13 protein-coding genes are annotated in these 11,398 nt (G+C 46.5%); all 13 read right to left on the bottom strand.

Annotated features, from left to right (window positions below; translation table 11 throughout):
- Positions 1 to 229 precede the first annotated feature (229 nt).
- Positions 230 to 1,729, bottom strand: a complete 1,500-nt coding sequence (gene lysS / locus ACNFN4_RS21010) for a lysine--tRNA ligase (protein ID WP_448200460.1) — start codon at positions 1,727 to 1,729, stop codon at positions 230 to 232.
- 89 nt (positions 1,730 to 1,818) lie between these two features.
- Positions 1,819 to 2,820, bottom strand: coding sequence for a tRNA dihydrouridine synthase DusB (gene dusB, locus ACNFN4_RS21005; RefSeq protein WP_007409948.1), 1,002 nt, complete (start codon positions 2,818 to 2,820; stop codon positions 1,819 to 1,821).
- A 21-nt stretch (positions 2,821 to 2,841) separates the two neighbouring features.
- On the bottom strand, positions 2,842 to 3,051 hold the full coding sequence (locus ACNFN4_RS21000; protein WP_003150668.1) for a helix-turn-helix domain-containing protein: 210 nt from the start codon (positions 3,049 to 3,051) through the stop codon (positions 2,842 to 2,844).
- The gene (folK, locus tag ACNFN4_RS20995) at positions 3,003 to 3,506 is read right to left on the bottom strand and encodes a 2-amino-4-hydroxy-6-hydroxymethyldihydropteridine diphosphokinase (RefSeq protein WP_020955216.1); all 504 of its coding nucleotides are present in this window, start codon (positions 3,504 to 3,506) and stop codon (positions 3,003 to 3,005) included. Before folK ends, ACNFN4_RS21000 begins: the two co-directional genes overlap by 49 nt.
- On the bottom strand, positions 3,503 to 3,865 hold the full coding sequence (folB, locus tag ACNFN4_RS20990) for a dihydroneopterin aldolase (RefSeq protein WP_003150671.1): 363 nt from the start codon (positions 3,863 to 3,865) through the stop codon (positions 3,503 to 3,505). The genes folK and folB overlap by 4 nt, the downstream gene beginning before the upstream one ends.
- Positions 3,858 to 4,715, bottom strand: coding sequence for a dihydropteroate synthase (gene folP / locus ACNFN4_RS20985; RefSeq protein WP_007409946.1), 858 nt, complete (start codon positions 4,713 to 4,715; stop codon positions 3,858 to 3,860). The genes folB and folP overlap by 8 nt, the downstream gene beginning before the upstream one ends.
- Complete coding sequence (pabC, locus tag ACNFN4_RS20980) at positions 4,696 to 5,580, bottom strand: aminodeoxychorismate lyase (RefSeq protein WP_020955215.1); 885 nt, start codon at positions 5,578 to 5,580, stop codon at positions 4,696 to 4,698. Before pabC ends, folP begins: the two co-directional genes overlap by 20 nt.
- The gene (gene pabA / locus ACNFN4_RS20975) at positions 5,577 to 6,164 is read right to left on the bottom strand and encodes an aminodeoxychorismate/anthranilate synthase component II (RefSeq protein WP_448200459.1); all 588 of its coding nucleotides are present in this window, start codon (positions 6,162 to 6,164) and stop codon (positions 5,577 to 5,579) included. The genes pabC and pabA overlap by 4 nt, the downstream gene beginning before the upstream one ends.
- A gap of 6 nt (positions 6,165 to 6,170) precedes the next feature.
- Positions 6,171 to 7,592, bottom strand: coding sequence for an aminodeoxychorismate synthase, component I (gene pabB, locus ACNFN4_RS20970; protein WP_025650395.1), 1,422 nt, complete (start codon positions 7,590 to 7,592; stop codon positions 6,171 to 6,173).
- Positions 7,593 to 7,758: 166 nt separating this feature from the next.
- Positions 7,759 to 8,685 (bottom strand): cysteine synthase A, encoded by a 927-nt coding sequence (cysK, locus tag ACNFN4_RS20965; protein WP_007615206.1) that lies wholly within the window; start codon positions 8,683 to 8,685, stop codon positions 7,759 to 7,761.
- 75 nt (positions 8,686 to 8,760) lie between these two features.
- Complete coding sequence (locus ACNFN4_RS20960; protein ID WP_448200458.1) at positions 8,761 to 9,651, bottom strand: peptidyl-prolyl cis-trans isomerase; 891 nt, start codon at positions 9,649 to 9,651, stop codon at positions 8,761 to 8,763.
- Between the two features lie 45 nt (positions 9,652 to 9,696).
- A complete protein-coding gene (gene hslO, locus ACNFN4_RS20955) occupies positions 9,697 to 10,572 on the bottom strand; it encodes an Hsp33 family molecular chaperone HslO (protein ID WP_004264606.1) in 876 nt (291 codons plus the stop codon).
- 10 nt (positions 10,573 to 10,582) lie between these two features.
- Positions 10,583 to 11,359: a type III pantothenate kinase gene (locus ACNFN4_RS20950; RefSeq protein ID WP_007409940.1), complete on the bottom strand. Its 777-nt coding sequence runs from the start codon at positions 11,357 to 11,359 to the stop codon at positions 10,583 to 10,585.
- Positions 11,360 to 11,398 lie beyond the last annotated feature (39 nt).

Raw genomic sequence — 11,398 nt, 5'->3', positions numbered from 1 at the left:
CTTTCGTTCAAGCGACTTTATTATTATATCTTATCAATCTCTTGAAGTCAACAACTTTTTAAATTTCTTTTTTTCGTCAGCGCCTTGTTTAGCGGCAACGAATAATAATATACCACCTCACAAATAATAGTGCAATAGTTTTTTAAAAGAAAATCAAAAAGTTTTACGAGCGGCTTGTTTCTAAAAAAGCGCCGTACTGCGATAAGCAGAAACGGCGCCTGCCCTTTTATTAGCGTTGTCTCATTTGAGGGAATAATAAAACGTCTCTGATAGACGGAGCATTTGTTAACAGCATGACAAGGCGGTCGATACCGATACCCAATCCCCCGGTCGGCGGCATGCCGTATTCAAGAGCTTCAACGAAGTCTTCATCCATCATATGCGCTTCATCGTTACCTTCTTCTCTTTCTTTTAATTGCGCTTTAAAGCGTTCCCTCTGGTCAATAGGGTCATTCAGCTCCGTAAACGCATTAGCGTGCTCACGGCCGACGATAAACAGCTCAAAACGGTCTGTAAAGCGAGGGTCCTCAGGATTTTTCTTAGCAAGAGGAGAAATCTCTACAGGGTGGCCGTAAATAAATGTAGGCTGAATGAGTGTTTCTTCAATTTTTTGTTCGAAGAATTCATTGATGATATGACCCACCGTCATTGAGTTTGTGATCTCGATACCATGCTCTTTTGCATGACCGCGCGCTTCTTCAACAGTCATCTCATTCCAGAAATCTACGCCTGTCGCTTCTTTGACCGCATCTACCATGTGGAGTCGTTTCCATTCAGGTTTCAGATCAATCTGCTCTTCTCCGTACTGGATTGTGGTGCTTCCAAGCACTTCCTGCGCAATATGTGCTACGAGGTTTTCCGTAAGACTCATAATATCTTTATAATCGGCGTACGCTTCATACAGCTCGATCATCGTGAATTCAGGGTTATGGCGTGTAGAAACACCTTCATTACGGAACACACGGCCGATTTCGTAGACTTTTTCCAATCCGCCGACAATCAGGCGTTTCAGGTGCAGTTCAATCGCAATACGCATATAAAGAGGCATATCGAGCGCGTTATGGTGCGTGATGAACGGGCGTGCAGACGCTCCTCCCGGTATGCTGTGCATCGTAGGTGTTTCAACTTCTAAGTATCCATGGTCATCTAAGTATCTTCTCATCGCTTGGATGATTTTGCTGCGTGTGATAAACGTTTGTTTGCTGTCAGGGTTTACGATGAGATCGAGATAGCGCTGGCGGTAACGCTGTTCAACATCTTTTAACCCATGATATTTATCAGGAAGAGGACGCAGTGCTTTTGTCAGCAGTTCAAAAGATGTCGCTTTGACAGAAAGCTCGCCTACGTTTGTTTTGAAAACTTTCCCCGTGATGCCGATAACGTCTCCGAGGTCTGAAGATTTAAAGATTTCATATTGTTCTTCGCCGACACTGTCTTTTCTTACGTAAATTTGAATTTGACCTTCTAAGTCCTGCAGATGCGCAAAGCCGGCTTTCCCTTTTCCGCGCTTTGTCATCATACGGCCTGCAATGGTCACTTCGATCGCTTTTTCTTCCAATTCTTCTTTAGAAAGCTCCTGGTAGGCGTCAATGATCTGTTGAGATTGATGCGTTCTCTCGAAACGTTCGCCGAAAGGGTCAATGCCGTTTTCTCTCAGCTGGTTCATTTTATCTCGTCTGACTTGCAGCTGGTCGTTCAATTCCTCATGATTTTGCTCTTCTTGACTCATTGGTATCACTCCGTTACATTTTGATTTCACGAAAAAGCAGAAAAACTGCCAGCGGTAAGCTGGCAGTGAGCAGCAATAGAGGGTGTATATTAACCTACTTTTGCATCTTGAAGCTCTTTTGCCTCTGCTTCGGCGGTAAATGCATCTAAAAGCTGCACAACTTCTTCACGCGTCTCACATTGGTTGATTTCGTTGCGTACATTCGCATTGCCTCTGACACCTTTCAGGTACCAGGCAGCGTGTTTTCTCATTTCTCTGACTGCCACATTTTCGCCTTTTAACTTAATCAGGCGGTCTAAGTGCAGTTTGCATACCGACATTTTTTCACGGACTTTCGGTTCGTCTTTTAACTCACCGGTTTCAAGGTAGTGCACCGTACGGTAAATCATCCACGGGTTGCCGAGTGCGGCCCGGCCGATCATGACGCCGTCAACTCCTGTTTCCTCAAGCATACGTTTCGCGTCCTGAGGCGTTTTGACATCACCGTTTCCGATGACGGGAATGGAGACGGATTGCTTCACTTCTTTAATGATATCCCAGTTCGCAGTGCCTTCATACATTTGCACTCTTGTGCGGCCGTGCAGGGCAACGGCTTTTCCGCCGGCACGTTCAACGGCTTGGGCATTTTTCACCGCATAGATGTGCTCTTCATCCCAACCCATTCTCATCTTCACTGTAACCGGCTTATCAACAGCATCTACTACTGCGGATACCATTTCATAAATCTTATCAGGATCGAGAAGCCATTTGGCGCCCGCATCACATTTTGTAATCTTGGGTACGGGACATCCCATGTTAATATCAATAATATCAGCAGTCGTGTTTTGATCTACAAACTTCGCCGCTTCCACAAGGGTTTCCTTTTTCCCTCCAAAAATCTGAAGGCTGAGCGGTTTTTCACGTTCATCAATGTAAAGCATCCCCATTGTTCTGGCGTTGTTGTAAAGAATCGCTTTGTCACTGACCATTTCAGCGCATACCAACCCGGCTCCGAATTCCTTTACAGTCAATCTGAACGCTGAGTTGCAGACACCGGCCATAGGGGCAAGCACAACCCGGTTTTTCAATTGAATATCACCGATTTTAAACATTTTTCCCCTCCTTTCATTTGTCTATTTTTCAGGCGGGGCCAATTCGTCCGCACTTATATTTAAAACATCTGCCGCATCTTGAATGATGGCATCTGACGGCAATCGGTTTCCGCGTTCAATTTCACCGACAATAGAAACTGATATACCTAATGCTTTTGCAAATCCTTCTTGAGTATAACCTTTCAGCTTTCTGAATGCACGAATTCGCCTACCCCAGATTTCTGCTTCCATACTCTTACACCTTCTTGGTTTGTTTCAGCGCTTATCGTGATATGATCCGCCTGCGAACATATTTCTTTTAACGGCGCAAGGACAAATAAGCGCTCATACATTCTCGGATGCGGAACAATCAGCCGCTCTGTTTCAATATTTTCACGATTATACAGCAAAATGTCAAGGTCTGCCGTCCGCGGTCCCCAGCGAATCTCTCTCGTTCTGCCTAATTCAGCTTCAATGCTCTGCGTTACATCAAGAAGTTCAAAAGGAGATAACGACGTTTTCACTTCAACCGCCATATTGAGAAACTGATCTTGATCCTCATAGCCGACGGGATCTGTTTCATATATGGAGGACACCTTTGACACCGTCACGCCATGATGCCGGCTGAGCATGGCCACTGCCTGACGCAAATAATGTTCACGGTCGCCCATATTGGAGCCGAGGCCGATATATGCCGTATTGTTCATGATTTCTTTCTCGTCATTTCTATGGCCACTGATTTATAATGGCCGGGAATCGGCGGGTCAGGCTTAACAACCTTTACCGTACATTGCTGCACCGGTTCAAATTTCTCAAGGACGGTGTCTGCGATCCGTTCCGCAAGGGTCTCGACCAAATTAACGGGCTCGCCCTCAACGATGCCGCGGCAGACACTGTACAATTCCGCATAGTTAATGGTATAAGAGAGGTCATCCGTTTTTCCCGCTTTGCTCAAATCCAGTTCGGCAGTCAGGTCTACTTTGAAGCGCTGGCCGAGTTTGTTTTCTTCTTCGAACACGCCGTGATATCCGTAAAACTCCATACCTTCCACATATACTTTATCCATAATGTACGCCTCCTTTGTTCAACATAGCATCCATCATCTTCGTCATTCTTGCGATCTCTTTGACATCGTGCACCCTCACAATGTCGCAGCCTTTTTGGACGCCAAGGCATACTGTCGCTCCCGTTCCCTCGGCACGTTCTTCAGGGGGAAGGTCAAGCACACGGCCGATGAACCTTTTTCTCGATGTCGCCAGGAGCAGCGGATAACCTAACCCGCTGAACACCTCCAGCTTGTTCATGACAGCCAGATTGTCCTCATAGTTTTTCGCAAAGCCGATCCCCGGATCCAGAATCATGTTTTCATCTGTGACGCCGGCTTCTGCGGCAATTTTTACGCTTTCCATCAAGTCTGCAAGCATATCAGGAATAAGATCGTTGTAGTTTCTTTCCATGCGATTATGCATTAAGATAATCGGAACCCCGTGTGCGGCGGCTACTGACGCCATGTCAGGATCACCTTTCGCCCCCCAGATGTCATTAAGGATAGAGGCTCCCGCTTTGACCGCTTCGTCTGCCACGGACGCTTTGTACGTATCGATTGAAAGCGGAATGTCCAGCTCGCTTGTGATCCGCTCTATGACGGGGATGACTCGTGACATTTCCTCATCAGCCGACACGAGTGATGCGCCGGGTCTTGTCGATTCGCCGCCGATATCTATGATATGCGCCCCTTCTTCAGCCATCTTCGCCGCATGCAGAAGCGCCCTTTCCGTACTGTCGTATTTACCGCCGTCAGAGAAGGAGTCTGGCGTTACATTTAATATCCCCATAACGAGCGTCTTCTCTTTATAGGACAGAGCGCCTTTTTTTGTATGAATCAGTTTAGGCTGTTCAATTGTTTGCTGCGCCATTTTGTTCCTCCTCCTGTACATTCATTTTGTTTATTTCCTGCTGATACTGCTTACGGAGCAATTGCACCGTTTTTCCGCTCACTCCGGGCAGCGGCACTTCCTCTATTTTAGAAAACGGGATGATTTCAAGCACGGAGTTTGTCAACCATGCTTCATCCGCTTCAAGCATTGATTGAAAACGGAATCGGCCTTCGGTGACTTCTGTCCCCTGCCGTTTCAATTCATCAATAACAAACTGTCTCGTTACGCCGTCGAGAATTCCCGTATCCAAGGATGGTGTAAAGACCTTGTCTCCTTTTTTCCAAAACACGTTGGAGACGATGCCTTCCGCGACATCTTCTTCTCCGGTCAGGAAAATGCCTTCAAGATTGGGATCATTCCCGATCTCCCGTTTAGCATACATGTTGTTTAAATAGTGATGGGATTTTAACCGGAAATATCCTTCAGGCGTATTTCTCCTGATAGAGAGAAGCCTGCCTTCTTTTTGAACAGGCAGAGTTTCCGGATTGAGCCGGTTGACGAAACAAAGGACGGTCGGCTTTTCATAAGTCTGCGCGGCAAACCCTTTATCGCTGACGCCTGCCGAGATGTTAAGCCGGACACGCGCGCTGCCGTCCTTGATCTCATTGAGGAGCAACAGTCTCCGAAGCATATCAAGCAGCTCCTGTTTGTTCACCTCATATGCAATCTGCAGATCCCGAAGCGCCCTGTTGAGCCTGGCGACATGCGCATCCGGCAGAAACGGCCGGCCGCTGTAAAGCCTGAACGTCTCGAACGCGCCGATCCCGTACAGATAACCATGGTCAAAAGGAGAAAGCGCCGCTTCTTTCTCCTCTATATATTGACCATTCAAATATATAATCACACCGTCACTTCCTTTTTGCGGTGTGTCTCTATAAAGTTTCTGAGCATCTCTTTGCCGAAGGAGGTCATGATGGATTCCGGATGGAACTGAACACCTTCAACAGGCAGCTCATTATGGCGGATTGCCATAATTTCTCCTTCTTTGGTTTGAGCGGATACCGTAAAACAATCCGGCAGCGTGTCCGCTTTGACAATAAGTGAATGGTACCGGGTGGCGAGCAGCGGATTTTGCAGGCCTTTAAAAATCGTCTGTCCGTCATGCATAACTTCTGACGTTTTGCCGTGCATGAGCCGCTCTGCTCTGACGACATCGCCGCCGAATACTTGCGCAATCGACTGATGCCCGAGACATACGCCGAAAATAGGAATACTGCCGGCAAAATGTTTGATGGCTTCGAGGCTGATCCCCGCTTCATCAGGACTGCACGGCCCGGGTGAAATCATTAAGAAGTCCGGACCCAGCTCTTCAATCTGCTCAATCGTAATCTCGTCATTCCGTCTGACGATCAGTTCCTCCCCGAGCTCACCCAAATATTGAACCAAGTTGTACGTAAATGAATCATAATTGTCAATCATTAAAATCATCTCTGCTCACCTCGTCTGATTTTTTGTCTCTTCTTCGCTCAGCTCTAACGCCTTTTTCATCGCAAAAGCTTTTTTGAACGATTCCTTGTATTCATGCTTCGGAACCGAATCAATGACCACTCCTGCTCCGGACTGCATAAAAGCATGTCCGCCGGCTGCATAGATCGTCCGGATCACAATGTTAAACTGCAAATCTCCGTTGAATCCGAACCAGCCTATAGATCCAGTATAAAGCCCCCGTCTTGTCGGCTCAAGCTCTTCTATAATTTCCATCGTTCTCACTTTGGGCGCTCCCGTGATGGTGCCCCCCGGGAACACCGCATGAATAATGTCTGTCGCGTCATATCCGTCCTGCAGCTCTCCCTGTACGTTTGACACGATATGCATGACGTGGGAATACTTTTCGATCGCCATAAATTCGTTAACGCGCACGGAGCCGTAGCGCGATACGCGCCCGAGGTCATTGCGCTCAAGATCAACAAGCATGACGTGTTCCGCACGTTCTTTTTCATTGTGAATTAATTCGTCAGCCAAAGCCTTGTCTTCAGCATCGTCTTTTCCTCTTGAACGCGTACCCGCGATCGGTCTCGTTTCAAGCTTCTTCCCCTTCTTTGTCACCAATAGCTCCGGCGACCCGCATATCACTTGAAACCCCGGTGTCTCGAGATAGGCCATGTAAGGAGACGGATTGACGTTTCTCAAGTGTTTATACACCTCATACGGATGAACGGATAAGGACTGAGACTGCCTGATGGACAAATTAACCTGGAACACATCGCCGCTCGCGATATATTGTTTAATTTGTTCTACAGCCTGCGAAAATCCTTCTTCAGTGAACGGAGCGGCGTACGATCCGTCCCCATTCCGATCCAGCGGTGAAAAAGGCTCGTCCGCCGTTTGGAGGGAACACCACATGTCCTCTAAGCCGGACAGCTTTTCTTCCGCAAGATCCGCTTCTTCCGCTTCAGTATGGGTAATGAGCCATAACGCCTCTTCCTCATGGTCATAAACGGCCACATCATCAAAAACAAGAAAGTAAATATCAGGTGTTTCCAGATCATCTAACGACAGCATCTTAAAATTCTCAATATATCGGGCGTAGTCGTAACTGATAAAACCAATCGCACCGCCCTGAAAGTCCGGAAACTCAACGTTTGTTTCCGTTCCGAGCGTTCCAAACCATTCATGAAAGGCCCGCAGTGGGTCACCTTCTTTAAACAGTGTTTCCCCCTCATGCTTGATCGTTGTAATTCCGTCTTTCCCTCTGACGGACGCAATCGGATCTAGACCGGCTATACTGAATCTTCCCCCTCTCGCGCTTTCGAGCAGAACATGCCGTTTTCTCGATTTCGAAAGGTTTTCATATCGCTGTAAAAATGCTTGTTTCGTAAAAGGTATTTTTCTTCCTGCCGGTCTGCGTTGTGCCATCATATCAATCCTCTGCTTCGTTTTACTGTAGTTTTATTTTAAAGCAATCACACTGGTGAAAAAAGTGAATTTCACTTCCAACCATAAAATTCGAAACGTTTTTTGGATTTTCGATGCTTCAGCACAAAAAAACTCCCGGATACAGCCGGGAGCCGTGTATATGTCTCTATTCAAACTGATAAAGCGGTGTGCTTAAGTAACGTTCTCCGTTACTAGGGATGATCGCAAGCACTTTCTTGCCTTTCCCCAGTTTTTTCGCGATTTCCAGTGCCGCGTAAATGGCCGCTCCGGAAGAAATGCCGCCGAGAATCCCTTCTTCTTTTGCCGTTTTACGGGCATATTCAAATGCATCCTCGTTTTTGACGGGAATGATCTGATCATAGATGTCCGTATTCAATGTTTCAGGGACAAATCCCGCTCCGATACCCTGAATTTTATGCGGGCCCGGTTTTCCGCCGGAAAGAACTGGAGAATCCGCCGGCTCTACCGCATAGATTTTGATGGATGGATATGCTTCTTTCAGCACTTCGCCCGCTCCCGTGATGGTTCCGCCGGTACCGATTCCGGCCACGAACGCATCAAGCTGGTCGTCACCAAACTGTTCTACGATTTCTTTCCCCGTCGTTTGGCGGTGAATTTCCGGGTTTGCCGCATTGTTGAATTGCTGAGGCACAAAGTATCCGTGTTCCTCGGCAAGTTCCTCCGCCTTTTTAATGGCGCCCTTCATTCCTTCTGCACCGGGAGTCAGCACAAGCTCCGCTCCGTATGCGCGCAGCAGATTGCGTCGTTCCATACTCATTGTATCAGGCATAACGAGAATGGCTCTGAGACCTTTAGCAGCTGCCACCATCGCAAGACCGATCCCTGTATTTCCGCTTGTCGGTTCAATGATTGTGTCGCCGGCTTTTAATTTTCCTTCTTTTTCAGCCGCTTCAATCATCGCCACTCCGATCCGGTCTTTTACGCTGCTGCCCGGATTCATGTATTCAAGCTTCAGATATACATCTGCACTGTTTTCATCCGTCAGGCGATTCAATTTCACAATAGGAGTATTTCCGATTAGTTCAGTAATAGAATTTGCAATACGCACCATGTTGGACACCTCAATTTCCGACTAAATTTATTGGTATTATAAATATAAGTTATCAATTTCAAAATTTTTTGTCAATCATTTAGTTCTTTTTTCCCCGTAGAACCAAGAGACCCCCGCCTCTTTCCACAGCGTTTTGACTGTCGCCTTGTCACCTAATTGATCCATCGCGATCTGGCGTCTGATTTGGCTCTTCACTTCATTGTATGAGAAAGTTCTCGCTTTAAGCTTTTCTTTCAGCTGAATGACGGCGTATCCTGAGGAAACTTTAATCGGTTCAGCGGACCATTCATCTTCTTTAAGATTTTTAGCTTCTGTGATATATGCCTGCGGGATATTTTCCTGGTTTTCTGTCACAAAGCCGAGGTCTCCGCCATACTGTGACGTGTATCTGTCCGTGGAACGCTCAGCGGCGACGGCTTCAAAGCTGGAACCGCCTTTCAAATCAGCAAGCACCCTGTCCGCCTCTTCTTTGTTTTTGACGACGATGTGCCGGATTCTGTAGGAATCATCGAAATGGTACAATTCTTTATTTTTATTATAAAATGATTGCATTTCCTTATCCGATATATCGATGTCCTTCGTCAGCAGTTCTTCAAGAAGAATGTTGTAGCGGATCTGGTCTCTCCATTCTTTTTCGGTAATATGGCTGTCTTCATAAAATGAATTATTCACCGCTTTGATTAAAAGAAACTCCCGCTCCAATTCGCTGTTTGAAACTGTGAGTTTATTCTTTTTCGCAAGCTCTTCCACTACTTGTGCATTAATCATGTCTTCCAGAGTTGATTTTCCGTACTGGTCTTCCATCTTTTTCATCCAGTCTTGCCGTGTGATATGTTTATCACCGATTGTCGCGATGGATTCTTCAGATGACCCCGCGGCTTGGGATTTTGTTAACTTATACGCCACTGTCACACTGCATACTAACAGCGCCGCTACAATAACCGTCAAAAGTGTTCTCGATTTCAAAATCTACCCCATCCCTTTTATAAAATAGAACAACCCGCTAAAGAGCTAGCGGGTTGTTTCGTCACGAAGCTCTTCCAGTTCTTCTTTTGTAAATAAATATTTCTCATTACAAAAATGGCAAACCGCTTCGGCTTTTCCGTCTTCTTCTATCATATCTTGTATTTCTTTTTTGCCTAGTCCTAAAATGGCCGTTTCGAATCGATCTTTTGAACAAGAACAGTGAAATTTGACCGGCATTGTTTCGAGAACGTCCGGTTTTTGACCCAGAACTTCTTCTAAGATTTCTTCCGGTGTCAGGCCTTTTTGAATCAATTTTGAAATCGGTTCGATTTGAGATAATTGCTTTTCAATTGTTGAAATGGTTTCTTCATCAGTCCCCGGAAGAAGCTGAATGATGAACCCGCCCGCAGCGAGAATCGTGTTATCAGGATTTACTAGAACACCTACGCCGACAGATGAAGGGACTTGTTCAGAAGAAACAAGGTAATACGTGAAGTCGTCACCGAGTTCACCCGAGACAATCTCTACTTGTCCCGTAAAATAATCACGCAAGCCCAAATCTTTTACGACACTGAGTGTTCCGTCAGTTCCGACCGCCCGTCTGACATCCAGTTTCCCTTGTTCATTGAGGTCAAAATGAACGTGCGGGTTTGATACGTATGCTCTTACCTCACCCTTTGCGTTCGCATCTGCGACAATGGCTCCGATCGGGCCGCCGCCTTCTATTTTGACTGTCAGCTTATCTTCACCCTTAAGCATCGCTCCGAGCATCAGAGAAGCTGTCATCGTCCGGCCGATTGCGGCTGATGCCGTCGGCCACGTGTCATGCCTTCTTTGCGCTTCATTAACCATATCTGTCGTTCTGGCTGCATAAGCCCGCACTTTACCGTCATATGCAATTGCTTTAATTAAATAATCCATCGTTTACCTCCTATACGTGACCCACACGATTTCGCTCATAAATGATTTCCAGCCCTTTCAGAGTGAGAAACGGGTCAACAATATCAATACAGTCTGATTCGTTTGCGATTAATGACGCAAGCCCGCCTGTCGCAATGACTTTCGGTTCCTGTGTTGCCTGCCATTTCATCCGCTTCACTATACCTTCAACTTGTCCGACATAGCCGAAAAGGATGCCGGACTGCATGGCGCTTACCGTGTTTTTGCCGATGATATTGTCCGGACGGGCAATTTCAATTCTCGGAAGCTTCGCCGCACGTGAGTACAGCGCTTCCGTCGAAATCGTAATGCCGGGAGCAATCGCGCCGCCCATGTATTGTTTGTTTTCATCAATGTAGCAATACGTCGTCGCCGTTCCGAAATCAACAACAATTAAGGGGCCGCCATACTGCTGGATCGCCGCAACGGCATTGACGATCCTGTCAGCTCCCACTTCTTTCGGATTGTCATACTTTATATTTAAACCTGTTTTCATTCCCGGGCCGACAACTTGCGGCTCGATGTGAAAGTATTTTGTGCACATTCTTTCTAAAGAGAACATAATCGGCGGCACCACGGATGAGATGATAATCCCTTCAATCTGTTCAAACATGAGTCCGGAATGTTCAAATAAGGAACGGAGCAGCATGCCGAATTCGTCTTCTGTTTTGTGCCTGCTCGTTTCTATGCGCCAATGATATTCTAATTCCCCATCATGATATACACCAATCACGGTGTTGGTGTTCCCCACATCTATAACCAGTAACAACCTCTATCACCACTTTTGAATAGTTTCTAATCATAACAT

The sequence above is a fragment of the Bacillus sp. N1(2025) genome (assembly GCF_053470005.1).
The sequence above is the reverse complement of the archived record's forward strand: the minus strand, read 5'-3'. Positions and strand labels throughout refer to the sequence as shown.

What these genes read in the sequence shown, in the direction of transcription:
- folK (WP_020955216.1), bottom strand. Translation starts at nt 3,506, where the DNA reads ATGAACAATACGGCATATATCGGCCTCGGCTCCAATATGGGCGACCGT.
- hslO (WP_004264606.1), bottom strand. Translation starts at nt 10,572, where the DNA reads ATGGATTATTTAATTAAAGCAATTGCATATGACGGTAAAGTGCGGGCT.
- dusB (WP_007409948.1), bottom strand. Translation starts at nt 2,820, where the DNA reads ATGTTTAAAATCGGTGATATTCAATTGAAAAACCGGGTTGTGCTTGCC.
- folP (WP_007409946.1), bottom strand. Translation starts at nt 4,715, where the DNA reads ATGGCGCAGCAAACAATTGAACAGCCTAAACTGATTCATACAAAAAAA.
- folB (WP_003150671.1), bottom strand. Translation starts at nt 3,865, where the DNA reads ATGGATAAAGTATATGTGGAAGGTATGGAGTTTTACGGATATCACGGC.
- lysS (WP_448200460.1), bottom strand. Translation starts at nt 1,729, where the DNA reads ATGAGTCAAGAAGAGCAAAATCATGAGGAATTGAACGACCAGCTGCAA.
- pabA (WP_448200459.1), bottom strand. Translation starts at nt 6,164, where the DNA reads ATGATTTTAATGATTGACAATTATGATTCATTTACGTACAACTTGGTT.
- pabB (WP_025650395.1), bottom strand. Translation starts at nt 7,592, where the DNA reads ATGGCACAACGCAGACCGGCAGGAAGAAAAATACCTTTTACGAAACAA.
- cysK (WP_007615206.1), bottom strand. Translation starts at nt 8,685, where the DNA reads ATGGTGCGTATTGCAAATTCTATTACTGAACTAATCGGAAATACTCCT.
- ACNFN4_RS21000 (WP_003150668.1), bottom strand. Translation starts at nt 3,051, where the DNA reads ATGGAAGCAGAAATCTGGGGTAGGCGAATTCGTGCATTCAGAAAGCTG.